This window comes from Erwinia sp. 2186, assembly GCF_057812255.1.
Window position 1 is genome coordinate 1,600,466 of the sequence record NZ_CM173824.1, and the last position, 25,101, is coordinate 1,625,566.

22 protein-coding genes are annotated in these 25,101 nt (G+C 55.6%); 10 read left to right on the forward strand and 12 right to left on the reverse strand.

Annotation, left to right across the window (positions count from 1 at the left end; translation table 11 throughout):
* Positions 1–14: 14 nt before the first annotated feature.
* The 8 genes from yejF to ACXKZG_RS07315 form a co-directional block, all read right to left on the reverse strand.
* Positions 15–1,598 carry a microcin C ABC transporter ATP-binding protein YejF gene (gene yejF / locus ACXKZG_RS07280; protein ID WP_346597871.1) on the reverse strand — a complete coding sequence of 528 codons (1,584 nt, stop codon included), beginning with the start codon at positions 1,596–1,598 and terminating at the stop codon, positions 15–17.
* Positions 1,598–2,623, reverse strand: a complete 1,026-nt coding sequence (locus ACXKZG_RS07285; protein WP_488875912.1) for a microcin C ABC transporter permease — start codon at positions 2,621–2,623, stop codon at positions 1,598–1,600. Before ACXKZG_RS07285 ends, yejF begins: the two co-directional genes overlap by 1 nt.
* Positions 2,623–3,711, reverse strand: a complete 1,089-nt coding sequence (locus tag ACXKZG_RS07290) for a microcin C ABC transporter permease YejB (RefSeq protein WP_488875913.1) — start codon at positions 3,709–3,711, stop codon at positions 2,623–2,625. The genes ACXKZG_RS07285 and ACXKZG_RS07290 overlap by 1 nt, the downstream gene beginning before the upstream one ends.
* A 10-nt stretch (positions 3,712–3,721) precedes the next feature.
* The gene (locus ACXKZG_RS07295; RefSeq protein WP_488875914.1) at positions 3,722–5,530 is read right to left on the reverse strand and encodes an extracellular solute-binding protein; all 1,809 of its coding nucleotides are present in this window, start codon (positions 5,528–5,530) and stop codon (positions 3,722–3,724) included.
* Between the two features lie 86 nt (positions 5,531–5,616).
* Entirely contained in the window at positions 5,617–7,221 is a 1,605-nt protein-coding gene (locus ACXKZG_RS07300; RefSeq protein ID WP_488875915.1) for a cyclic di-GMP phosphodiesterase, read from the reverse strand.
* Positions 7,222–7,331: 110 nt separating this feature from the next.
* Positions 7,332–7,907, reverse strand: a complete 576-nt coding sequence (mepS, locus tag ACXKZG_RS07305; RefSeq protein WP_013203025.1) for a bifunctional murein DD-endopeptidase/murein LD-carboxypeptidase — start codon at positions 7,905–7,907, stop codon at positions 7,332–7,334.
* Positions 7,908–8,415: 508 nt separating this feature from the next.
* Entirely contained in the window at positions 8,416–9,132 is a 717-nt protein-coding gene (locus ACXKZG_RS07310) for a phosphatase PAP2 family protein (RefSeq protein WP_013203024.1), read from the reverse strand.
* Between the two features lie 39 nt (positions 9,133–9,171).
* On the reverse strand, positions 9,172–10,161 hold the full coding sequence (locus tag ACXKZG_RS07315; RefSeq protein WP_013203023.1) for a CobW family GTP-binding protein: 990 nt from the start codon (positions 10,159–10,161) through the stop codon (positions 9,172–9,174).
* Positions 10,162–10,276: 115 nt separating this feature from the next.
* Here ACXKZG_RS07315 and ACXKZG_RS07320 point away from each other — a divergent pair, with 115 nt between their 5' ends.
* Positions 10,277–10,588: a hypothetical protein gene (locus ACXKZG_RS07320; RefSeq protein WP_488875916.1), complete on the forward strand. Its 312-nt coding sequence runs from the start codon at positions 10,277–10,279 to the stop codon at positions 10,586–10,588.
* A gap of 54 nt (positions 10,589–10,642) precedes the next feature.
* Here the strand turns inward: ACXKZG_RS07320 and yeiP are convergent, their stop codons facing one another.
* Entirely contained in the window at positions 10,643–11,215 is a 573-nt protein-coding gene (yeiP, locus tag ACXKZG_RS07325) for an elongation factor P-like protein YeiP (RefSeq protein WP_013203021.1), read from the reverse strand.
* Positions 11,216–11,411: 196 nt separating this feature from the next.
* On the opposite strand from yeiP, the gene ACXKZG_RS07330 reads away from it, so the two are divergent.
* Positions 11,412–11,666, forward strand: coding sequence for a YkgJ family cysteine cluster protein (locus ACXKZG_RS07330; RefSeq protein ID WP_053144197.1), 255 nt, complete (start codon positions 11,412–11,414; stop codon positions 11,664–11,666).
* On the opposite strand, the gene ACXKZG_RS07335 is transcribed toward ACXKZG_RS07330, so the two are convergent.
* Positions 11,663–12,886 carry a sugar efflux transporter gene (locus tag ACXKZG_RS07335; protein ID WP_105760665.1) on the reverse strand — a complete coding sequence of 408 codons (1,224 nt, stop codon included), beginning with the start codon at positions 12,884–12,886 and terminating at the stop codon, positions 11,663–11,665. The genes ACXKZG_RS07330 and ACXKZG_RS07335 overlap by 4 nt on opposite strands.
* 411 nt (positions 12,887–13,297) lie before the next feature.
* Between ACXKZG_RS07335 and fruB the strand changes: the two genes are divergently transcribed.
* Genes fruB through fruA form a run of 3 tightly spaced genes read left to right on the forward strand, consistent with a single transcriptional unit; the run spans position 13,298 to position 17,076 of the window.
* On the forward strand, positions 13,298–14,431 hold the full coding sequence (gene fruB, locus ACXKZG_RS07340) for a fused PTS fructose transporter subunit IIA/HPr protein (protein ID WP_488875917.1): 1,134 nt from the start codon (positions 13,298–13,300) through the stop codon (positions 14,429–14,431).
* Positions 14,428–15,366, forward strand: coding sequence for a 1-phosphofructokinase (fruK, locus tag ACXKZG_RS07345; RefSeq protein WP_013203017.1), 939 nt, complete (start codon positions 14,428–14,430; stop codon positions 15,364–15,366). The genes fruB and fruK overlap by 4 nt, the downstream gene beginning before the upstream one ends.
* Positions 15,367–15,381: 15 nt before the next feature.
* Positions 15,382–17,076 carry a PTS fructose transporter subunit IIBC gene (fruA, locus tag ACXKZG_RS07350; RefSeq protein WP_013203016.1) on the forward strand — a complete coding sequence of 565 codons (1,695 nt, stop codon included), beginning with the start codon at positions 15,382–15,384 and terminating at the stop codon, positions 17,074–17,076.
* Between the two features lie 94 nt (positions 17,077–17,170).
* Here fruA and nfo read toward each other — a convergent pair whose 3' ends face one another.
* The gene (gene nfo, locus ACXKZG_RS07355) at positions 17,171–18,022 is read right to left on the reverse strand and encodes a deoxyribonuclease IV (protein WP_488875918.1); all 852 of its coding nucleotides are present in this window, start codon (positions 18,020–18,022) and stop codon (positions 17,171–17,173) included.
* A gap of 69 nt (positions 18,023–18,091) precedes the next feature.
* Complete coding sequence (locus ACXKZG_RS07360) at positions 18,092–19,150, reverse strand: YeiH family putative sulfate export transporter (protein ID WP_488875919.1); 1,059 nt, start codon at positions 19,148–19,150, stop codon at positions 18,092–18,094.
* 162 nt (positions 19,151–19,312) lie between these two features.
* Between ACXKZG_RS07360 and yieE the strand changes: the two genes are divergently transcribed.
* The 5 genes from yieE to ACXKZG_RS07385 all read left to right on the forward strand — a co-directional run bounded on the left by yieE (position 19,313) and on the right by ACXKZG_RS07385 (position 24,987).
* On the forward strand, positions 19,313–20,179 hold the full coding sequence (gene yieE, locus ACXKZG_RS07365) for a DNA-binding transcriptional regulator YeiE (RefSeq protein ID WP_013203013.1): 867 nt from the start codon (positions 19,313–19,315) through the stop codon (positions 20,177–20,179).
* Between the two features lie 191 nt (positions 20,180–20,370).
* Entirely contained in the window at positions 20,371–21,840 is a 1,470-nt protein-coding gene (locus ACXKZG_RS07370) for an amino acid permease (protein WP_013203012.1), read from the forward strand.
* A 136-nt stretch (positions 21,841–21,976) separates the two neighbouring features.
* Positions 21,977–23,104, forward strand: coding sequence for an ABC transporter substrate-binding protein (locus tag ACXKZG_RS07375; protein ID WP_488875920.1), 1,128 nt, complete (start codon positions 21,977–21,979; stop codon positions 23,102–23,104).
* A 15-nt stretch (positions 23,105–23,119) separates the two neighbouring features.
* Positions 23,120–24,202: a FecCD family ABC transporter permease gene (locus ACXKZG_RS07380; RefSeq protein ID WP_013203010.1), complete on the forward strand. Its 1,083-nt coding sequence runs from the start codon at positions 23,120–23,122 to the stop codon at positions 24,200–24,202.
* The gene (locus ACXKZG_RS07385; RefSeq protein WP_105760669.1) at positions 24,199–24,987 is read left to right on the forward strand and encodes an ABC transporter ATP-binding protein; all 789 of its coding nucleotides are present in this window, start codon (positions 24,199–24,201) and stop codon (positions 24,985–24,987) included. The genes ACXKZG_RS07380 and ACXKZG_RS07385 overlap by 4 nt, the downstream gene beginning before the upstream one ends.
* Positions 24,988–25,101 lie beyond the last annotated feature (114 nt).

The window sequence follows — 25,101 nt, forward strand, 5'->3', positions numbered from 1 at the left end:
AGGCAGAGAGTGACTCAGGCCAGTGACAGCAGCTGGCGGGTATAGTCGGCTTTCGGGGCAGCGAACAGCTGTTCGCACTCTCCCTGTTCAACCACTTCTCCTTCCCGCAACACCACCACCTGATGACAGAGCGAGCGCACCACCTGTAAATCGTGGCTGATAAAGATATACGCCAGCCGGTGGGTGTTTTGCAGTTTTTTCAACAGGGCCAGAATCTGCTTCTGCACCGAGCGATCGAGGGAAGAGGTCGGTTCATCCAGAATGATCAGCTGCGGTTCAAGGATCAGCGCGCGGGCAATCGCAATGCGCTGGCGCTGGCCACCGGAGAATTCTGCCGGATAGCGGTGGCGCGTTTCCGCATCCAGCCCCACTTCCTCCATCGCCGCAATCACTCTGGCTTCGCGCTGGGCCGCGTTCAGATCGGGATGATGCACCTGCAAGCCTTCGGCAATAATCTGCAGCACGTCAAGGCGCGGATTCAGCGACGAGTTGGGATCCTGGAAAACCACCTGCACCTGACGACGAACCGGCAGCATCTGACGACGATCCCACTGATGAAGCGGCCGATCGTTAAACCAGATCTCACCTTCGGACTGGATCAGGCGGAGTAGCGCCAGCCCGGTGGTGCTTTTACCGGAGCCAGACTCGCCAACCAGCCCAAGACTCTCGCCGGGCCGCAGGGTAAAGCTTAACGACTTCAAAGCATGATGGTAGCCGGTGATGCGCCGTAAAAAGCCCTGTTTAATCGGAAAGGCCACCCGCAAATTTTCAACCCGCAGCAAGGGCTCAGCATCGACGTCTGCCGGCTCCGGTCGACCTTCCGGTTCGGCGTTCAGCAGCGCCTGGGTATAGGCATGTTGCGGCGCACTGAACAGTTGTGTGGTGCTATTGGTTTCCACCGCCTGACCGTTGCGCATCACCACCACATTGTCTGCCAGCTGCCGGACAATCCGCAGATTATGGGTAATAAACAGCAGGCCCATATTCAGCTCCTGCTTTAACTCGCGCAGCAGCGTCAGGATTTGCGCCTGTACGGTCACATCCAGCGCGGTGGTCGGTTCATCGGCAATCAACAGCTGTGGCTGCGTCAGCAACGCCATGGCGATCATCACGCGCTGACGCTCGCCGCCTGAAAGCTGGTGCGGAAAATCATTCAGCCGTTTCGCCGCCTGGCGGATGCCAACCCGATCGAGACAGCTCAGCATCTCCGCGCGCGCCGCCTCTTTACGCATCCCGCGATGCAGCGACAGCACTTCATACAGCTGTTTCTCAATGCTGTGCAGCGGGTTCAGCGAGATCATCGGTTCCTGAAAAATCATTGCCATGCGGTTGCCACGCAGCCCGCGCAACGTGCGTTCATCGGCCTTCAGCACATCCTGGCCGTTAAACAGGATTTCCCCCTGCGGATAAATCACCGGCGGGGTGGGCAACAGACGCATCATCGACAGTGCGGTCACGCTCTTGCCGGACCCCGACTCGCCGACCAGCGCCAGCGTTTCGCCAGCATCCACCGACAGCGACAGGTCACTGACCACCTGGCGGTCAACGCCCGCCTGGCGGAAGGCAATGCTTAAATTTTTAACGGTCAGCAGCGTCATCAGTACACCTTACTGGGGTCAAAGGCGTCGCGAACCGCTTCACCGATAAAAATTAACAGCGACAGCAGGATCGCCAGCGAGAAGAAGGCGGTGATGCCAAGCCAGGGCGCCTGCAGATTATTTTTGCCCTGCAACAGCAGTTCACCCAGCGAAGGCGAACCGAGCGGCAGGCCAAAGCCAAGGAAGTCCAGCGAGGTCAGCGTGGTGATCGAGCCACAGAGGATAAACGGCAGATAGGTCAGCGTGGCGACCATCGCGTTGGGCAACATGTGGCGCGACATGATTTTACGGTCGCTGACGCCCAGCGCCTGCGCAGCACGAATGTAGTCGAAGTTGCGGGTGCGCAGAAATTCCGCCCGGACCACGCCCACCAACTGCATCCAGCCAAACACCACCGTAATTGCCAGTAGCCACCAGAAACCCGGTTGGATGACGCTCGACAACAGAATAATCAGGAACAGCGTTGGCATCCCGGACCAGACTTCAATAAAGCGCTGGCCCCATAAATCCACTTTGCCGCCGTAATAGCCCTGCGAGGCGCCAACAATCACCCCAATCACGCTGGAAATCAGCGTCAGCATCAGGCCAAACAGCAGGGAGATGCGCATACCGTAGAGGATGCGTGCCAGCACATCGCCGCCGTTGGCGTCGGTGCCCAGCCAGTTCTGCGCTGAAGGTGGGGAAGGGAAGGGCACCGTGGTGGCAAAGTTAATGGTGCCGTCACCAAAGCGGATCGGCGCCCAAATCGCCCACCCTTCCTTATCAATACGCGACTTCAGCCAGGGATCCTGATAATCCGCTGCGGTGGCCAGCGGGCCGCCAAAATCGGTTTCTTCATAATCGATGACCAGCGGGAAATAGGTGCGGTCGTGATAATGCACCAGCAGCGGCTTGTCGTTGGCCAGCAGCTCGGCACCCAGGCAGAGCACAAACAGCACGGCAAAAATCCACAGCGACCAGTATCCGCGGCGGTTATCACGGAATCGCGCCCAGCGCGCCTGATTAACGGGGCTTAAGCGGCTCATTATCGTCCCTCAAAATCAATGCGCGGATCGACCAGCGTATAAGTGATATCGCTAAGGATATTCAGCAGCAGGCCAATCAGCGTGAAAATATACAGCGTGCCAAACATCACCGGATAGTCGCGCTGAATAGTGGCGTCATAGCCCAGCAGGCCGAGGCCATTGAGTGAGAACATCACTTCGATTAACAGCGAGCCGGTGAAAAACATGCTGATAAAGGTGGCCGGGAAACCGGCAATCACCAGCAGCATGGCGTTACGGAACACGTGGCGATAGAGAATTTTCTTGTCATCCAGCCCTTTGGCACGGGCGGTCACCACATACTGCTTGCGGATCTCATCCATAAACGAGTTCTTGGTCAGCATGGTCAGGGTGGCAAAGCCGCCAATGACCGTGGCAATCACCGGCAGGGTAATGTGCCAGAGATAATCGCCAATCTTGCCGTACCACGGCAGCGAATCAAATTGCGCTGACACCAGGCCGCGCAGCGGGAACCAGTCGAGATAGCTGCCGCCGGCAAACAGCACGATCAATAAAATACCGAACAGGAAGGAGGGAATGGCATAGCCGATAATGATCAGCGTGCTGCTCCAGATATCGAAGGCGCTGCCGTTGCGCACCGCTTTTTTGATCCCCAGCGGAATGGAGACCAGATAAATGATCAGCGTGCTCCATAACCCGAGGGTGATGGAGACCGGCAGGCTGTCCTTGACCAGCTGGAGCACCGAGCTGCTGCGGAACAGGCTGTCGCCAAAATCAAAGCGGGCATAGTTCCACAGCATGGTGAAGTAGCGTTCATACAGCGGTTTATCAAACCCGTAGCGTTTAGTGATCTCAGCGATCACTTCCGGGTCTAAGCCGCGCGAGCCGCGATACTGGCTGTCACCGGGATTGGCACTGAGTTTGGCCCGGCTCTGACTTTCACCGCTGTTGCCGCCCGGCATGCCGGTGGTCTGGCCAAACTCAATATTCGCCAAAGCCTGATCGACCGGCCCACCGGGCGCAATCTGCACGATAAAGAAATTGATGGTGATGATCGCCCACAGCGTGGGGATCACCAGCAGCAGTCTGCGGAGTAAATAAGCGCCCAATCCTGACTCCTTAACGACGTTGGGCCGGCAGCTGCGCGGCTTTGTTCACATCATACCACCAGTTATCGAAGCCCAGAGAATAGGTCGGGCGGATCGATGGCATTGAAAACTTATTCCAGTAAGCATACCGGTTGGTGGCGTTATACCACATCGGGATCATGTAATAACTCCAGGTCAGCACCCGATCCAGCGCGCGACCCAACGGCAGAAGCGCGGCCCGATCGCCCTGATGCTGGTTGATCTGGGCGATTAGCCCATCCAGAACCGGGTTCATCACATGCGGGCGGTTATAGCTGGAACTGATAAAAGAGGACGCCCAGTAGAATTGCAGATTGCTGTCCGGGAAGGTCATCGCCGGGTAGGGTGAGGGCAGCATATCAAAATCACTTTTGCGCAGGCGGGCAAGATACTGCGAGCTGTCGACCTGGCGAACGTTCAGCGTGATGCCCAATCTGCTCAGGGTATGCTGGAAAGGCAGTACCCACTGATCGTTGCCGCCACTGCGCAGCAACAGTTCAAAGGTAAAGGGCTTGCCGGTTTTCACATTGGTCAGCTTCTGATTTTTAAGCTCCCAGCCGGCCTGTTTCAGCAGCGCCAGCGCCTTAAGCAAATTCGCCCGGTCATAACCGCTGCCGTCGGTTTTCGGTGGCTGATAAATTTGCGAAAACACCTCATCCGGTATTTTGCCTTTTAAGGGGCCCAGCAGCTCAAGCTCTTTGGCATCCGGATAGTTTCGCGCGGCATATTCGGTGTTCTGGAAATAGCTGTTGGTACGGTTATAGGCATGGTAGAACAGCGCTTTATTCATCCATTCAAAATCAAAGGCGAGGGAGATCGCTTCCCGCACCCGACGATCGCTGAACTGCGGTTTTTGCACGTTAAACGCCAGCCAGCTGCTGGCAGTGGCCACATCATTCGGCTGTTCGTCTTTAGTAATAAAGTGATTCTCAAAGTTCTTGCCACGATATTGCGTTGCCCACTTTTTGGCCGACCCTTCGGTGCGAAAATCAAAGGCACCGGCTTTAAAGGCTTCAAAGGCCACGTTGTCATCAAGGTAATAGTCGTAGCGCAGCGTATCGAAATTAAACCGTCCTTTATTCACCGGTAAATTGGCGGCCCAGTAATCCTTCACGCGAGAATAGGTGATCGACTGGCCCACTTTATACGCGGTAATGCGATAAGGGCCGCTGGATAACGGCGGGCTGGCGAGCGGTTCGCCCAGATTGTGATCCTTCCAGAATTTCTCTGGAAATACCGGCGTCGAGAGCAGAGAAAGCATTTTATCGCGATCGCTTTCAGGCAGTTCAAAGCGCACGGTCAGGCGGGAAATGGCTTTCGCCGTCACGCCTTTATAAAACACGCGATACTGCGGCACGCCTTCGGTCATAAATTTGTGAAAAGTGAAGGCAACGTCGTCGGCGGTGATCGGCGATCCGTCCTGGAATCGCGCCTGCGGGTTCAGCGTCACTTCCACCCAGCGGCTGTCATCCGGATAACGGGCGAACTCGGCAATCAACGGATAATAGCTACCGGTTTCATCATCGGAGGTGGTGAACAGGGAATCATATAAGGTGTCTGTACCGGCACCGGGATTGCCGCGCATCGCAAAGCGGTTGAAGTTGTCATAGGTGCCAATCGCCGACAGCGTGACGCTGCCGCCTTTGGGCGCAGCAGGATTGGCATAGTCGTAGTGGGTGAAGTCGGTGGCGTATTTGGGTTCACCGAGTTGCGCGAAGGCATAACTCTCACTGATATTTTCAGCCTGGGCGACGGCAGCCGTCACGCTGAAGAGTAAAAAAGTAAACCAGCGCAATATCATGGTGTTATTCGGCTCCGGGAGAAAAAAACGCACTGTGCAAGCGTAGCAGCAGGAGAACAGGCGAAGCAATGCGTAAATCCCGCTCTTTACGCTTCCAGACAGTCGTTGGCCGACAGGGACACAGGACCCCGCGCCCGCTCTTCATTAAAATATTCAATCAGCTGGGAAACCGTACGCGGGCGGCTGAAATAAAACCCCTGCATATAGGTGACGCCGTGCTGAAGCAGCCACCTGACCTGCTGCTGGGTTTCCACCCCTTCGGCAACGGTGCGTAAATTAAGCGTTCTGCCCAGCCTTAATACAGTATCCAATACCGGTGAGGTAACGGTTTGCAGGCCAATACTTTGCACAAAGCCGCGATCGATTTTTAAATAATCGAACTTAAACTGTTCAAGATAGATTAACGCGCTGTGCCCGGTGCCAAAGTCGTCAATGGCAATGCGGATCCCCTGCTGGTGGATCCAGTCGAACACTTCATCAGCATTATTCTTTTCCACCATCGTCCGTTCGGTAATTTCGAAAATGTAGCTGAAGTGGTTAACGGGCATCGAAGCCAGCCAGTTTTTCACGTCCTGAATAAAACCGGCATCAATAAGGTGCTTAGGAGAAAGATTTAATCCCAGGCTCACGCCGGCAGGCACCGCATGGCGAAATTTGTGCGCATCCCTGGCGACCAGCTGAAACAGATGGCGGGTCAGCGGGATAATCATATTTTTCCCTTCGGCATAGCTGATAAAGGTATCTGGCGAGATAGGGCCTTCCGTTGGGTGCGTCCAGCGCAGCAGCGCTTCCAGTCCTACCGCTTTGCCGGTGGAGACTTCGACCACCGGCTGATACTCCACATGAAACTCACCGCGCTTAATGCCCAGCAGGATCTCCTTGCCGGGCTTTATTTTCAGCGTCATCAGCAGGAAGCAGCCGCTGCCGCCGAGCAGACCCAGCAGTAACCCCGCCAGCAGGATCAGATTGATATCCTTTGCCGGCAAGGTTTTGCCATACAGCAGCAGGGTCATGTCATAGCCAGGAATGGCGATGGTTTTAAGTGGGGAAGCGGGGAGGTCTTTAACGGAAATGACCCGTCGCTGCCAGGTGGTCAGCGCGTTATTGCCTGCCACGATGGCCATACCACTGACTTCCTGCTGCGTTGCGGCCATCAGCAGATAATCGGTGAGGTTAATATTTAGCGTGGTCAGGACACCACTTCCCTGCGCGCCGGGGCCTTTTAACCACAAGGCAATCGCCGGTTTACCGGGCACCATTGGCGTGTCGGCAAGGAGCTGGATATCAGACGCATGGCTGGTTTGCGTATCAGGTGACAGCCGGGAAACGGCGACCTGCATGGTGCCAGTGGCGGAAGAGCAAAAGGCGATATTATCACTGACCAGTAAAATGGCCCGGATATTACCGGCAAAGGCGGCCTTCTGCGTCAGCGTGCTGTTTACCGCAGGGCAGGAAAGGGTGGTGACTGAGAGTAACGGCGCCAGCGTCTGCCGCAGCTCCGTTAAAGAATGAATGACGTAAATTTGGGTTTCGCTGGCCAGCCGGTCATGATTTCTGGCGCGCTGGTGCCAGAGCAAAAGCAGGGTAATGACAGTAAAGAGAAAAAATAATAAGACGCCAATAGCGGCACTAAACTGGGCAATCTTGCGCGGATTGGTCACATGCCGCGTTATCGTTTTTGTCAGTGGCATTGTGGGGATCTCCGGGGAGCGCCGTTTTTTATGTCCCTGTAAACCAAAAAAAACGCTGCCGAAGCAGCGTTCTGTTATCTCGTTTTTCCGCGGACTTCAAGGGATTGAAATCAGCCAGGCATATGGCTAAGGACCCGGCGAGCTTCGCGATACCGCGTCTTCCAGTAGCTGTCGTTCAGATTCGAAATCATCACGCCGCTGCTGGTCGATGCGTGTACAAAGTTATCGTTGCCAAGATAGATACCGACATGGCGTCCGGTGGAACCGGCGCGGAACAGTACTAAATCTCCTGGGCGTAACTTGCCACGATTAATGCTCTTTCCGGTGTCTTCCTGCTCGTAAGTTGAACGAGGCAGATCGAGTCCAAACTGCTCACGGAAGGTGGTCTGTACAAATGCCGAACAATCAATGCCGCGCTTGCTGGTACCGCCAAGGCGATAGCGAACGCCTTTCCAGTCTGCATACTGATCCATCAGGCGGGATTTGATATCCACATTTTGGACCATCTGTTCGAATTCATCCTGAGACGCTTGAAGTAAAAAGCCGTTCTGGCCCTTAACTGCATGAGTATCAGTTTGTGCATTATTGCTGGTATTCGTCGAGCTACATGCTGATAAAACTGTCGCTAATGCGACCGCGGGTAACACCCGCCAGATATATCTCAGTATTGGTTGAGACTTGACCATTATGTTTGTGATCCCTTGAGGTCCTTAACGACGAGGTCGCTAGATAAGTGATAAAACGGAACGAGATTAATTAGCGCAACAGTCTAAGACAATTCCTGAAACCCGAAATTGTGGAAAAGCGCACAGTTTTGAGTGTAAATCCTGGAATTAGTCTACGAATGCAGCCTAATGGAAATTGAGGTTACCCGATTACAAGCCCCGTGGCGAGGGGTTTTAGCGACTTTTTTATAGGATTTTATGATGTGAAACAGAAATGTAGGAATGCGCCTACAATATCGACAATCGTGAGGAAAACTTGAGGGAAATATGAGAAAAATTGGGTAAAAAAAAGGCTATGCTAAAAAAGTGAGATTAATCACGCTGGACAATGGCGTTACGTCACCATTTTAAGAGGGCAGTAACCATAATGAAATCTTTTGAGTGTCACTTAATTAGGATGCTAACTATTTTTTAAGCCGTTAATGGCAGGAGGGCTTTCCTGATATTCCATTAACGGCTGGCGTTATTGCTAAGAAGATGACTGAACAGGCTTATATTTACCCGGCAAATGACGATATAACGCATTTACAATGAAATCACTTAACGGCGTCATCAGACACCAGCTCATGCCCACCAGCACGATTGAGAGCGAACCGACTACCACATCGGTAAACCAGTGCGCACCAATCATGATCCGTGGCGCGGCAAAGATCAGCACAATCGCCACGGCAAGCATAAATGCCCTGCGGCTGAAATAACGCAGCATAAAGCAGGCAAATATCATCAGCATCATACCGTGATCGCCAGGGAAACTATCTGCCGAGGCATCTTTCGCCGGAATGCCGGTTAATTTCGACACGTGATTCACATCCGGGAAGAATTTGGTCGGGCTGGGATGGGAAACCGGAATTAAATGGCCCAGCTGATTCAGCACCACGGCACAAATAAGCATCGCAATGCCGATCGCCAACAGGCGGCGACGGCCGACGGGCGTTTCACGGCGCCAGAAATGCAGGTAAAGCGCACCCATTGCTAACAACGACACGCCATCAAACGCGCGGAAGTTAGTGATAGCCAACAGCCAAAGCAGCGGCTTGCTGGTCACCAGATGGGTGTTGAACCAATAGAAAAGGTCTTTATCTATCGGGAACCAAAAGCCATGGTTTTCAGGCAGATACCATGAGAAAAACAGCGCAAATCCCAGCGCGTTCAGCAGCAGGATCATCAGTAAACGTTTAGTGGTCATTTGTGTTAAGGATTTATTAAGAAATAATAACCGGGCAGATTAACCCGTGAAAGTTAAACGAAGTTTCAACAAGGCAGATTGTAGTTCATTCCAGTCGGCTTCTCCTTCATGGATCATCTCAATACGACTGTCCGGTGGGGAAGACGCGCGGGTTTCGATATGAAAGTCGTCTCCCTGACGGTTCACACTGACTAATCCCTCCGCAATGCGCATGACGCCTTTCACGCGGGAAACCGGCGCCAGCCGGACCCACTCCAGCAGCCCGATGGTGTCGAACACCGTATCCGCGTCGAATATCCAGCCGCAGGCATGATAACCCTGGCCAGCATTCAACGACCGCCGCCAACGCGCGCCCGAGGTCAGTGCCAGCGCTGCGAGGCCCGACTGCGGTTGTGAACGCGAATGGGCGTGATGCTGACCTGCTGGCAGCTGACGCAGATTGATGCGCGGTTCGGCCAGCAGAGCGTGATCAATTTTGCCAAAGTGGGTGGTGACAACCGGCCGCTGATGTTCATCGGCTGCCTGCCACTGCGCCAATGCGTCTTTATCTGCCTGCTGCCAGCGATCTTCTTTATTGGCGACGATAATGTCCGCGGCCGCCAGCTGGTCGCGGAAATTTTCATTTTCCACCACGCGTGGGTCGGCAAGCTGGCGAGGATCCAGCACACATAAAGAGGCATCCAGCGTCAGCCACGGACGGTAAACTTCGGCGGACAGCATATCGAGGATCTGTTTGGGATGGCCTAAACCGGTCGGTTCAATCAGCAGGCGATCGGGCTTCGCCTGCCTCAGCAGCATATTCAACCCGACCTGCATCGGTAATCCATTGACGCAGCACATACAGCCGCCCGGGATCTCTTTCAGGATCGCACCGCTGTCTGCCAGCAGGGCACCATCAATGCCGACTTCACCAAACTCATTGACCAGCACGGCCCACTGCTCATTTTCGGGTTTATTGGCCAGCAGGTGCAGCAGGGTTGTGGTTTTGCCACTGCCTAAAAAGCCGGTGATCAGGTTTACGCGGGTCATCTCTCACTCCAGACATTTATGACTAAAAAATTTAAGTTTTCGCCAATAGTGCCGATCTGTTTATCTCAACGCCCAGCTACGCTCAACAGGTGTAGAACAACAGTATGAGGTTTCTATGAACGGCATTAAATCGGTTGTGGTGATGGTGCTTTTGACCTCATGGACGAGTCATGTTCTGGCACAGGAGACGTCGGGGAGAACCGCCTCAGGAGTGATTACATTCCAGGGCGCAATTGTGGAGTCTGGCTGTGATATGTCTGTCCGGAAGAGTCAGGTTCAAAGCGTCTGCTACCGGCAGGGAAAAAACCAACTGACAACCTCTTCATTGATGGCAAATCAGGCGTTGCCGAAAGGGGTGGGACGATCGGATTTTCGCTGGTTGGATCCGGCACATAAGTTTGGCGAACTCACCGTCAACTATAATTGATTTGTTATAATATAACAATTACGGCGATGCGCTGCGCATCGCCGGTTAACATCGTTAGTCTGCGCGGCTCATGTAGCGACGCTCAGCGATATGAATGCGAATTTTATCGCCATTGCTCAGGTATTCTGGCACCTGAACCACCAGCCCGGTGCTCATGGTCGCAGGTTTGGTCCGCGCACTGGCAGACGCCCCTTTAATCCCCGGCGTGGTTTCGACGATTTCCATATCCACCGTCTGTGGCAGTTCCAGCGCCAGAATCTGGCCATCCATGGTTAATACCTGAATGCCCGGAATGCCGCCTTCTGGCAGGAACAGCAGTTCTTCTTCGATCTGCTCCGACTTAAACAGGTACGGGGTGTAGTCTTCATCATCCATAAACACGTACTCATCACCGTCTATATAAGAGAAGGTGACCTGGCGGCGGCTCAAGGAGATGGTGTCGATGATCTCATCGCCCTTAAAACGCTCTTCTACCTTCAGCCCGGTACGGATATCGGTAAAACGCATTTTATACAGGGTAGAAGCACCGCGGGCACTTGGGCTCTGCACATCAATATCTTTTACTAACAGCAGTTTGCCGTTGTGGCTGACCGCCATCCCTTTTTTAATTTCATTTGCTCTTGGCATGGGTTTTATCTCGATAACAGGGCCGTGAAAAATTCTCGCGTCAAATTACTCCGGCTTGAGAATTCAGGCAAGTGCATAGCTGATTTATGCAGGAGAAAAAGCGCGGATCTTTGCGCCATCACAGGCTTTCACTAAAGAATAGCCTTCCTGACCGCCGCCTGCTATTGTCGCGCTTTATTGCTGAGGGGAATATGAAATGGAGTGCCGTGCTGCCTGTGGGGCCTGTTGTACCGCGCCTTCAATTTCATCGCCTTTGCCGGGGATGCCGAACGGCAAACCGGCGAATACCCGCTGCATCCAGCTGGACGAACAGTCCCGCTGCAAGATTTTTAACTCTCCGTTACGGCCAGCGGTTTGCGCCGGATTAAAGCCCTCGCGGGAGATGTGTAAAACCAGCCATCAGGAAGCGATGGTCTATCTGTTGGACCTTGAGCGCCAGACGGCACCTTAAGGCCGCGTCGCTTCGGCTGGATCCCGCTGAGGTTGCGCGGACTGCACCTCTTTCAGCCGCCAGATGCAGCCGGTGGCCAGCACCATCATCGCTACCGCAAACCAGAACACCGCAGCATATCCCCATATTTCGGCCACGATACCCGCCAGCGATCCGCCAATAATCCAGCCCATACGGGTGGAGTTGCTGAACAGCGTGGTTGCCGCGCCAGCCTGTCCGGGCATCAAATCCTGAAAGTAGATCATGCCGATCCCGGCCATAATGCCGATAAAGGCGGCGTTGAGCATCTGGCTTAACAGCAGCGGGATCTCGCTGGTAAACAGCAGCGTGGTGCAATAGAACAGCAGGCCAGACAGGGCCGCAATGCGCATCATCAGGCGCTTACCAAAACGTTTAGCGTAATAACCCGCCAGCAGCATAATGGGAATTTCCAGGCCTGCTGCCAGGCCCATCAGCATCCCCGCCAGTTTCTCAGACAGATGCAGCGTGCCGACCACGTACAGCGGCATGGCAATCAGGTAAAGCCCGTTGCACGCCCACATTAAGGTGCACCCGCTGAACAGCAGCAAACTGTCACGGCGATTTTCCCGGGGAGCCTGTAACCGTGTGGCGGTGATCGGCCGGGTTTTGCGCATCGAAGGCAGCTTTACCCGCACAATCACCGCGCACAGGATAAAGGCCAGGGCGGCGCACAAATACATGTTCTTAAAGCCGTAACCCAGCGCCAGCATAAAGGCCAGCGGAGGGCCAATCGCCCAGGCCAGCGAAATTTGGGTGCGCATCACCGAGGTAAACATGGTGCTGCTGCGGCCCAATTTATCGCTGTGCTCACGCGCCAGCGCGAACATCTGAGGCGTGGCCGTGCTGCCGAAGGCGGACAGCACTACGCCAATCAGCAGCAGGATAAAGTAGTTGCGGTTCCAGGCGAATAACAGCGAGGCGAGGGCACCGACCAGACAGCAGATCAGGATCAGGCTTTTGCGGTCGCCCTGACGATCGGAGTAGCGCGCTATTAGCTGGCTGACGAAGATCCCGGCAATGGCGTTGACGGTGAAAAACAGCCCCACCATAAACGGCCGCACGTGGACTTCACCAGACAGGAACAGGCTGAGCGTCGGGGTTTGCAGCGCGCTGGCCAGGCCGGTAATAAAGGCAACAACAAGGAAGGCAAGTGACTGAGTATCGGGCAGAATGCGGACTCTTACCGGCGGATTTTGCATGAAAAACCCTGTTCATCTTAAGGAAAACGGCTGAATTCTACGCCCAGGGCAGGCAATTAAAAAGCCGTTTCATTTGTTCCGATAAAGCGCAGACAAAAATCGCATTTTCTGCACCAGATGCGTTCCTGGCGGACCTTCCCACTTGTATTCAGTTCCTTAAGGCAAACGCCGATTTCAGCAGCCGTCAGCAAACGCAACGGCAACCGCCTGGATTTTCCTGAAAAGGTCAGCAAAGTGTGCGTAGCATCAAAAATATGCTACGCCGTTAGCGGTAAAACTTGCAACCCATTGAGGATCGGGACCAAACTCATTGAAACGTTTCAGCGTTGCCTGTTCAGCTTGTTACTCCACAGTCAGCGCTTTTTTTCTCAAATTAGCTGAAACGATTCAAATTCAGCAGAGAGGAGAACTATGTTCCAGCTAGCATTGAACGCCATTCATCCCGGTGCCACCGCCGGTAATAAAGAAGAGGCCATCCACCAGGTTGCCGCTGCACTGACTTCAGCCGGTAATGTGGCGGAAGGGTACATCAACGGGATGCTTGCCCGCGAGCAGCAGACCTCCACTTACCTCGGTAACGGAATCGCTATCCCACACGGCACCACCGACACGCGTGATCTGGTGCTGCAAACGGGTGTGCAGGTATTCCAGTTCCCACAGGGGATTGCCTGGGGTGACGATCAGACCGCGTATGTGGTGATTGGTATTGCCGCCAAATCTGATGAACACCTGGCGCTTCTTCGCCAGCTGACGCACGTTCTCAGTGACGACAGCGTGGCTGAAGAGCTGAAAACCACCGACTCTGCGGAAACGCTGCGTGCCCTGTTAATGGGCGAAAAGCAGGGTACCGAATTCAAATTCGACACCTCGTTGATTGCGACCGAAGTGGCCGCCAGCGACTTAATGACGTTACAGGCGCTGAACGCCGGTCGTCTGCAGCAGGCTGGCGCGGTTGATGCCAGCTTTGTCAGCAGCGTCATTTCTGGCAAGCCGCTGAATCTGGGACAGGGCATCTGGCTCAGCGACAGCACCGAAGGCAACCTGGGTAGCGCAGTGGCGGTGAGCCGCGTGGCGAATGCCTTTGATGTTGATGGCGAGAAAGCCGCGCTGCTGCTGACCGTAGCGGTGGCAGACGATAAACCAATGAGCGTGCTGAATTACCTCAGCGACCTGTTGATCCAGCGGAAAGCCGATCGCCTGTTGAGTGCGGATGCGGCGGGCATTCTGGCCTTGCTGACCAGCGAAGTTTCCGAGCAGGCCGACGTGCTGACGGAAGAGTTCACTATTCGCAACGAGCATGGTCTGCATGCCCGTCCAGGTACCGCGCTGGTGACCGTCATCAAACAGTTCAATTGTGATGTTACCGTCACCAATCTCGACGGCAGCGGCAAACCGGCAAACGGACGCAGCCTGATGAAAGTGGTTGCGCTGGGCGTGAAGAAAGGCCACCGCCTGCGCTTCACCGCCAGTGGCGAAGATGCTCAAGCCTGCCTGACCGCCATCGGTGAGGCGATCTCAGCGGGTCTGGGTGAGGGCGCATCATGAGCAGACGCGTAGCCACCATTACCCTGAACCCGGCTTATGATCTGGTGGGTTACACCCCGGAAGTTGAGCGGGGCGAAGTCAACCTGGTGAAAACCACCGGCCTGCACGCTGCCGGTAAAGGCATCAACGTCGCCAAGGTGCTGAAGGACCTCGGCATTGATGTCACCGTCGGCGGTTTCCTCGGCAAAGAGAATCAGGATGGCTTCCAGCACCTGTTCAGCGAGCTGGGCATTGCTAACCGTTTCCAGGTGGTTGAAGGCCGCACGCGCATCAACGTCAAGCTGACGGAAAAAGATGGCGACGTGACGGACCTGAACTTCTCCGGTTTTGAAGTCACGCCGCAGGACTGGGAGCGTTTCACTACCGACTCTCTGACCTGGCTGGGCCAGTTCGATATGGTTTGCGTCAGCGGCAGTCTGCCGGCGGGCGTGGATCCGGATGCCTTTACCGAGTGGATGACTGCGCTGCGCACTCACTGCCCATGCATCATCTTTGACAGCAGCCGTGAAGCGCTGGTAGCCGGACTGAAGGCTGCGCCATGGCTGGTGAAACCGAACCGCCGCGAACTGGAAATCTGGGCCGGACGTAAACTGCCTGATTTGCAGGACGTGATTGAAGCGGCGCATGCCTTGCGCGAGCAGGGTATTGCCCACGTGGTGATCTCACTGGGCGCTGAAGGCGCGCTGTGGGTCAATGCTTCAGGCGAATGGATCGCCAAACCACCGGCTTGTGAAGTCGTCAGCACAGTAGGTGCCGGGGATTCGATGGTTGGCGGGCTGATTTACGGCCTGTTAATGCGCGAATCCAGCGAGCACACGCTGCGTCTGGCAACGGCAGTGGCGGCCATGGCCGTCAGCCAGAGCAACGTGGGCGTTAAAGACCGTACCCAGTTGGCCGCGATGATGGCGCGTGTCGACCTACAACCATTTAACTGACAGCAGGAGAGCATAATGAAAACGCTGCTGATAATAGATTCTTCGCTGGGGCTGGCAACGGGCTATCTGGCAAAAAATATCACCACGGCTGCGGCGGCCAGTAAAGGCCTGACGCTGACCGACAACCTGGCCGACGCTGACCAGGTAATTGTGGCCGGGAAAAACATCCCTGCGGACGCCTCGCTGGATGGCAAAGCCATCTATCTGGCCGACATTGAACAGCTGCTGCGTCAGCCGGAAGCGGTACTGGCGAAAGCGCAGACCGACGCCAAACCCTGGCATGCGCCAGCGGTAGCGGCAACGCCGGCCAGCGCGGTCGCCACCAAAGGACCTAAACGTATTGTTGCGGTGACTGCCTGCCCAACCGGCGTGGCGCACACCTTTATGGCTGCTGAAGCCATCGATACCGAAGCGAAAAAACGCGGCTGGTGGGTGAAGGTGGAAACCCGGGGTTCGGTCGGTGCTGGCAACGCCATCACACCGGAAGAAGTGGCAGAAGCCGATCTGGTGATTGTGGCGGCAGACATCGAAGTGGACCTGGCGAAGTTTGCCGGTAAGCCGATGTACCGCACCTCAACCGGTCTGGCGCTGAAGAAAACCGCGCAGGAACTGGATAAGGCCGTCGCGGAAGCGAAACCGTATCAACCGAAAGGCGGCGCGCAGTCTTCTTCCTCTGACGATAAGAAAGAGGGCGCGGGTGCATACCGTCACCTGTTGACCGGCGTATCCTATATGCTGCCAATGGTGGTTGCGGGTGGTCTGAGTATCGCCCTGTCCTTCGCCTTTGGTATCACTGCCTTTAAAGAGCAGGGCACGCTGGCCGCCGCACTGATGCAGATCGGTGGCGGTAGCGCCTTCGCGCTGATGGTGCCGGTGCTGGCCGGGTTTATCGCCTTCTCGATTGCTGACCGTCCGGGCCTGACGCCGGGTCTGATCGGCGGTATGTTGGCCACCAGCATCAACGCCGGTTTCCTCGGCGGGATCATCGCCGGTTTCATTGCCGGTTACGCAGCGAAATTTATCAGTAGCAAACTCAAACTTCCGCAAAGTATGGAAGCGTTGAAACCGATCCTGATTATCCCGCTGGTTGCCAGCCTGATCACCGGTCTGCTGATGATCTACGTGGTGGGTACGCCGGTGGCGAAAATCATGGAAGGCCTGACTCACTGGCTGGCGAACATGGGGACGGCGAACGCCATCCTGCTGGGTGCAATCCTCGGCGGCATGATGTGTACCGACATGGGCGGTCCGGTGAACAAAGTGGCGTATGCCTTTGGTGTTGGCTTACTGAGTTCGCAGACCTACGCACCTATGGCAGCCATTATGGCGGCCGGTATGGTGCCACCGCTGGCGATGGGGCTGGCAACACTGGTGGCCCGTCGTAAGTTCAACAAAGGTCAGCAGGAAGGCGGCAAGGCTGCGCTGGTGCTGGGACTGTGCTTTATCTCTGAAGGCGCTATCCCGTTCGCGGCCCGTGACCCGATGCGCGTTCTGCCATGCTGTATCATTGGTGGTGCGCTGACCGGCGCAATCTCCATGGCGGTGGGTGCCAAACTGATGGCGCCGCACGGTGGATTGTTCGTCCTGTTGATCCCAGGGGCGATTACCCCGGTGATCGGTTACCTGATGGCCATTATTATCGGTACGGCGGTTGCTGGCCTGTCTTACGCGGTGTTGAAACGCCCTGAGGCAGAATTAGCGAAAGCCTGATTGCTCAACCACAGGCAATAAAAAAGCGCGGGCGACCGCGCTTTTTTTATTTCCGGCTCACGGAGAATCGGCTTCTCCGTGGCATCTAACCTTTCTACCCGGCGGAACGCTGCTCTGACTTCAGCCAGGCAATCTCATCCTTCCAGATATCCGGATTAACGGTTTCCAGAATCATCGGGATACCGTCAAAACGTGCATCCTTCATCATCCAGCTAAACACCGTTTTGCCGATGTTGCCTTCACCGAGGCTGTGATGGCGGTCAACGCGGCTGGCGAAGGCGCTTTTCGCGTCATTCAGGTGCATGCCACGCAGATACTGGAAACCGATGATACGTTCAAATTCGGCGAAGGTATTGATGCACTCTTCTTCGGTACGCAGATCGTAACCACCGGCAAAGGCGTGGCAGGTATCAATGCAGACGCCGACGCGGGACTTGTCTTCCACGCCATCAATGATCGCAGCCAGATGTTCAAAGCGGAAGCCGAGGTTGCTGCCCTGGCCGGCGGTATTTTCGATCACCGCAGTCACGCCCTGAGTTTTATCCAGCGCAATATTGATCGACTCGGCGATGCGCTTCAGGCAGTCATCCTCTTCGATCTGATGCAGGTGGCTGCCGGGATGGAAGTTCAGCAGCGACAGGCCAAGCTGCTCGCAGCGTTGCAGTTCGTCGAGGAAAGCGTCGCGGGATTTCTCCAGCGCTTCGGTCACCGGGTGACCCAGGTTAATCAGGTAGCTGTCGTGCGGCAGGATCTGCGCGGAAGTGTAATTATACTTCTCGCAGGCCGCACGGAAGGCGGAAATAACCTCATCAGTCAGCGGGGCTGCCCGCCACTGGCGCTGATTTTTGGTAAACAGCGCAAAGGCAGTGGCTTCGAGTTCATGTGCGCGCAGCACCGCTTGATCCACACCGCCAGCCGCGCTGACGTGGGCACCGATATATTTCATGCCGTTCTCCTGTTATTGGGCTGCATCAAAGGACGCGAGCGGGCAATGATAACCGGAAACGGAGGGAAGTTATGACAACAAATGCGGGATCAGCAGGTTAATCGCGCCACCGCCGACCATCAGCCAGATAAACAACACCAGCCCTAACAGTAGCGGCTTCAGTCCGGCCTTTTTCAGCGAGCTGAGTCGGGTGGTCAGGCCCAATGCGGCCATGGCGGTTGCCAGCACAATATTATCAATCTGGTTCAGGGTGTTTACCACCGGCTGAGGCAGCAGCTGCAGCGAGTTGAACATCGCCACGGCGATAAACACCAGCGCAAACCAGGGGAAGCGTAACGGGCTCGGGGTGCTGTTCCCACCGGGAGCGGAGCGGCGCATTCTGGCGCTCAGTAACAGCAGGAAGGGCGCCAGCATCATCACCCGCAGCATTTTTGCGATCACCGCGGTATTTTCCGTTTCCGGGCTGACCGCATGTCCGGCCGCCACCACCTGCGCGACTTCATGCATGGTTGAGCCGGTAAACACGCCCCAGCTGGCTGGCGTAATGCTGGTGAACAGCGATGCCGCGAGGGGATAGAGCAGCGGGTAGATAAAGATCGCCAGCGTACCGAAAATCACCACGGTCGCGATAGCCACCGCCACTTTAGAGGCTTCTGCTTTGATCACCGGTTCGGTGGCCAGGATCGCCGCCGCGCCACAGATGCTGCTGCCGGCCCCAATCAACCACACCGTATCGCGATCTAATTCAAACACCCGGCGTCCCAGCCAGCAGGCGAGAAAGAAGGTCGAACTCAGCGTAAGCACATCGATCAGCACGCCGCTAACACCGACATCGGCGATTTGCTGGAACGTCAGGCGGAAGCCATAAAGGATAATGCCTAATCGCAGCAGCTGCTGTTTCGCGAGGATGACGCCCGGATCGCAGCTGACGGCGAGGCGCGGGTAAAGGGTGTTGCCCGCGACTATCCCGGCGACAATAGCCAGCGTCAGGGCACCCAGTCCGAGCGCGGCAACGGAAGGCACCGTTCCCAGCCAGGTTGCGCCCGTTGCCAGCATTAAGGCTAACAGTAATCCGGCCGCATAACGGCCAGGCTGAAGTTTTGGGTGGTGTAGCGTCAGGGTCGTCATGGCAAGCTCCTTTTCAATACGGACAGCATGGAGAAAGGTGGCTTAAAAGAGAAATTGATTATATATTTATAATTAACCACTATAAGTGATAGATGACCTTTCCCCCTGTTGCGCAAGGGCATAACCCGCCAGCCGGGGCAGGGCAGCGATCGAGGAGAAGCAATGCACATTACGTTACGGCAGCTGGAAGTGTTTGCCGAAGTCCTGAAAAGTGGGTCGACAACCCAGGCATCCCAGGTGTTGTCGCTGTCGCAATCTGCGGTGAGTGCCGCACTGGCCGATCTTGAGGGCCAGCTCAACGTACAGCTTTTCGATCGCGTGGGTAAGCGGCTGGTGGTCAATGAACATGGCCGCCTGCTGTATCCCCGCACCGTGGCGCTGCTTGAGCAGGCAACCGAAATCGAACAGCTGTTCCGCGAGGATAATGGGGCGCTGCGCGTGTATGCCAGCAGCACCATCGGTAACTATTTGCTGCCGGGCATGCTCGCCGGCTGGCGCAAGGACTATCCCGATCTGCCGCTGGAACTCAGTGTCGGCAACAGCCAGGATGTGATCACTGCGGTAGCGGATTTCCGGGTGGATATTGGCCTGATTGAAGGCCCGTGCCATATGAGTGAAATCATTAGTGAACCCTGGCTTGAAGATGAGCTGGTGGTGTTTGCCGCGCCCGATGCGGAAATCTTTGCCCAACCCGTTACCCTGGAAACCCTGGCCGCCGCCGCCTGGATTTTACGCGAGCACGGTTCCGGCACCCGCGAAATCGTCGATTATTTGCTGCTGTCACACCTGCCGCAGTTCAAGCTGGCGCTGGAACTCGGTAACTCCGAAGCGATTAAACATGCCGTCCGCCACGGAATGGGGATCAGCTGTCTTTCACGGCGGGTGATCGCCGAACAGCTGGCGGTAGGCACCTTAAAAGAAGTGCCGGTGCCGTTACCCAAACTGAAGCGCACGCTGTACCGCATTCACCATAAGCAGAAGCATCTGTCCAAGTCGCTGCTGCGTTTTTTAAGTTACTGTACCGAGTAAAATTTCCCTTATGTCCCCGGCTCAGGCAGGGGATTAAGCCAGTTGGCCTGCCTTTTTCAGGGGAAAAGACGCTGGAACTAATAATCCGGCGGCAATCATGAAGCTATCTTATAACGTGGCGGAATCACTAGGCGAGACCGGTCAGTTTGCTACAATCGCGCCTCATTTTTCCAAGGACGCAGCATTTCAAGATGGTTCAGGACACAAAAACAACAGAACAACCTGCGCTAAGGCGTGAGTTAAAAGCGCGTCATCTGACGATGATCGCCATCGGCGGATCCATTGGCACCGGTTTATTCGTCGCCTCAGGCGCGACAATTTCTCAGGCGGGCCCGGGCGGCGCGCTGCTCTCCTATATGCTGATCGGCCTGATGGTCTATTTCCTGATGACCAGCCTCGGCGAACTGGCGGCCTTTATGCCGGTCTCTGGCTCCTTCTCTACTTACGGCGCCAACTATGTGGAAGAGGGCTTCGGCTTCGCGCTAGGCTGGAACTACTGGTACAACTGGGCAGTGACCATTGCTGTTGACCTTGTGGCTTCGCAGCTGGTGATGACCTACTGGTTCCCGGACACCCCTGGCTGGATCTGGAGCGCGTTATTCCTCTGCGTGATCTTCCTGCTGAACTACATCTCGGTAAAAGGCTTCGGTGAAGCGGAATACTGGTTCTCGTTAATCAAGGTGGTGACCGTTATCGTCTTTATCGTGGTGGGTGTGCTGATGATTGTTGGCATCCTGCGCGGCGGTGAAACGGCGGGCTGGCATAACTGGCAGATTGGTGATGCACCCTTTGCCGGCGGTTTCTCGGCAATGATCGGGGTGGCGATGATCGTCGGCTTCTCCTTCCAGGGCACCGAGCTGATTGGTATCGCCGCCGGTGAGTCTGAAGACCCGGCGAAAAACATCCCGCGCGCGGTGCGTCAGGTGTTCTGGCGTATCCTGCTGTTCTATGTGTTTGCGATTCTGGTGATCAGCCTGATCATTCCGTATACCGACCCAAGCCTGCTGCGTAACAACGTGACCGATATCAGCATCAGCCCGTTCACGCTGGTGTTCAAACACGCGGGCTTACTGTCTGCGGCTGCGGTGATGAACGCGGTGATCCTGACCGCCGTGCTGTCAGCCGGTAACTCAGGCATGTATGCCTCAACGCGTATGCTGTTTAACCTGGCCCGCGAAGGCAAAGCGCCGCGCATCTTTGGCAAACTGTCCGCCGGCGGCGTGCCGCGCAATGCCCTGTACGCCACCACGGTGGTTGCCGGGCTGTGCTTCCTGACCTCGATGTTTGGCAACCAGAGCGTCTATATCTGGCTGCTGAACACCTCGGGTATGACCGGCTTTATCGCCTGGCTAGGCATTGCCATCAGCCATTACCGCTTCCGCCGTGGCTATGTTGCGCAGGGACTGGATCTGGCCGACCTGCCTTACCGCTCCGGCTTTTTCCCTCTGGGCCCGATCTTCGCCTTTGTGCTGTGCCTGATCATTACGCTGGGGCAGAACTATCAGGCCTTCCTGTCGGATCGCATTGACTGGTATGGCGTGGCGGCGACCTACATCGGTATTCCGCTGTTCCTGATTATCTGGTTCGGCTTCAAGCTGACGCGGAAAACCCGTTTTGTGAAATACAGCGAAATGGAGTTCCCGAAATATACCGGTAAGTAGTTGCCGGAAAATGAACAAGGCGCGGATCCCGCGCCTTTTTTGTTTGTAAGGAGTTATTACAAATATTATTGATAACTATTATCATTTGCTTTATTGTTACCGCCGTTACTTTTTCTTCTTTGCTAAGGAATCAGGCGTGGAAAATTTAAGCGGGTTAGTGATCAAAAAAATCGCAGTATCGTTGACGTTACTGGCGCTGACGGCAGGCAGCAGTTGGGCTGCAACCGTCATAGACATTGCCGGACGTGAAGTGACGCTGCCGGAAAAAACCGACCGGATCCTGCTTGGCGAAGGGCGTTTGTTCTACGCCGTATCGCTGCTTGAAGGGCAGAAGCCTGTTGACCGCATCGTGGGTTGGCAGGGCGATTTCCGTAAACTGGACACCCAGACTTACGCGGAATACCGCAAAAAATTCCCAAAAATTGATAATATTCCCCTGATTGGCCACACCAACGCCGACAGCATCAGCCCGGAAAAAGTGCTGACGTTGAACCCGGACGTGGCCATTTTTGGCTTATCCGGCCATGGGCCGGGCCGCAGCAGCGAGCTGGTCAGTCAGCTGGAAAGCGCCGGTGTGCCGGTGGTGTTTATCGATTTTCGTGCAAATCCGCTTAAAAATACCGTCCCCAGCATGCGGGTGCTGGGCAAAGTGTTGCACCGCGAAAAGGAAGCCGAGAACTACATCAACTTCTATCAGCAGAACCTTAAGCGGGTGACCGACATCACCAGCAAAATCCCGGCGGCCGATAAGCCTTCGGTGTTTATTGAGCTGCGCGCGGCCTCGATGCCCGAGTGTTGCGGTACCGCAGGGAAAGGCAATATGGGCGACTTTATTGACCTCGCCGGCGGCAACAATATCGCCCGCGACCTGTTACCGGGCCCGCTGGGTACCGTTAACCTGGAAAAGGTGATCGCCAGCCAGCCGAAGATTTATATCGCCAGCGGCGGTAAAGCGCCGGGTGCGGCCGGACCGGGTATTAAGCTTGGCGCGCAGGTAAGCCAACAAGAAGCGCAATCCAGTCTGGCCACCGTATTGAAGCGCACGGGCATTAACCAGTTGGATGCGGTGAAAGAAGGACGCAGTTACGCTATCTGGCATAATTTTTACAATTCGCCGTATAACATCCTGGCTATCCAGGCGTTTGCCAAATGGTTCTACCCCGAGCAGTTCGCTGACCTCGATGTCGCCGCTACTGAGAAACAGCTGTATCAGCAGTTTCTGGCGGTGCCACCAACGGGCACTTACTGGACTGAAACCGAGTAATTACAGGTATTGAGAATGAGTGTGACCCACGACCCGGTGCAGTACGCCGAAAAGCCCCAAGCCGAAGGCGTGATGGGCCGTTACCATCATATGTTGCGTCATCGTCTGCTGATGATGAGCGTGTTGGTGTTGGCAATCCTCGCCTCGCTGGTGCTGGATTTTACCCTCGGCCCGTCCGGCCTGACGCTGGACACCTTATGGCACACGCTGCTGTCACCGGAATCGGTTGATGCCGGCACGCGCGTTATCGTCTGGGACATTCGTCTGCCTTATGCCCTGATGGCGGTGGTGGTGGGTCTGGCGCTGGGTCTGGCGGGTGCAGAGATGCAAACCATCCTGAATAACCCGCTGGCCAGCCCGTTTACGCTGGGCGTTTCCTCAGCGGCGGCCTTTGGCGCCGCGCTGGCCATCGTGCTGGGTATCGGTCTTCCGGGGATCCCCGATCAGTGGTTCATTTCGGCTAACGCCTTTGTCTTTGCGCTGTTTGCCGCATTAATGCTGGATGGCGTGACGCGCTGGACGCGGGTAGCGACCTCGGGCGTGGTGCTGTTCGGTATCGCGCTGGTGTTTACCTTTAATGCGCTGGTGTCGATGATGCAGTTTATTGCCAGCGAAGACACGCTTCAGGGCCTGGTGTTCTGGACCATGGGCAGCCTGGCGAGAGCCTCGTGGGATAAACTGGGCGTGCTGACGCTGGCCTTTGCCATTCTGGTGCCGTTCTCAATGATGAGTTCCTGGAAGCTGACCGCGCTGCGTCTGGGTGAAGATCGCGCCGTCAGCTTTGGCATTGATGTCCGCCGTCTGCGTCTGGGTACATTGCTGCGCATCAGTATTCTTTCCGCGCTGGCGGTGGCCTTTGTTGGCCCGATCGGCTTTATCGGCCTGGTCGCGCCGCATATCGCACGAATGATTTTTGGTGAAGACCACCGCTTCTATCTGCCAGCCAGTGCGCTGACCGGTGCGCTGGTCCTGTCGATGGCCTCGGTGGTGTCGAAAAACCTGATCCCGGGTGTGATCATCCCAGTCGGCATCGTCACCTCGCTGGTGGGCGTGCCGTTCTTCCTGAGTATTATTCTGCGTCACCGGGGGACCGTCTGATGGAAGGCTTACGTATCAGTGGTTTCCACGCCGGTTACCCAAAACGCAAAATTATCAGCGACCTGAACGTGCCGCTGCTGCCGCGAGGCAAAATCACCGTGCTACTGGGGCCAAATGGCTGTGGCAAATCCACGCTGCTGCGCTCGCTGGCCGGTCTCAACCGCGCCGAAGGCGAAGTCTGGCTGAACGGCACGGAACTGATGTCCCAGCCGTTTGCCCGTCGTGCAGAGAAGGTGGTTTATCTGCCGCAGTCGCTGCCTGCCGGCGTGCATTTGCATGTGCTGGAATCAATCATCGTGGCACAGCGTGCTTCCGGTGGCCGCAGCAGCGCCGCCAGTGAAGCCGAAGTGATGTCGGTGCTGGAGCAGTTGGGGATTGCCCATCTTGCCTTAAGCTATCTGGATCAGCTTTCCGGTGGGCAAAAACAGCTGGTCGGTCTGGCGCAATCCTTAATTCGTCGGCCGGAGCTGTTATTACTCGATGAGCCCCTCAGCGCATTGGATTTAAACTATCAATTTCACGTAATGGATTTGGTGCGCAGAGAAACGCAGAAAAGAAATATTATTACGGTGGTGGTGGTGCACGATATTAATATCGCCCTGCGTCACGGTGAACACGTATTAATGCTGCAAAACGGTGAGTTAATTGCCGATGGCTTACCGGAAGAAGTGATCACCCCGGCCAGCCTGGCCAGAGTCTATGGCGTCAAGGGGCGCATCGAGCGCTGTACGCGCGGAACCCCGCAGGTGCTGATTGATGGCCTGGTGACGGAACCGATGCTGTAATTATTCTGTCTGGCAAGACACCTGCAAAGGGCGGAATCTTTCCGCCCACAATTATAAAGATAAAAAACAAACCGGAAGATACCGGGATGATTAAGCAGAGAACACTCTGCGGTT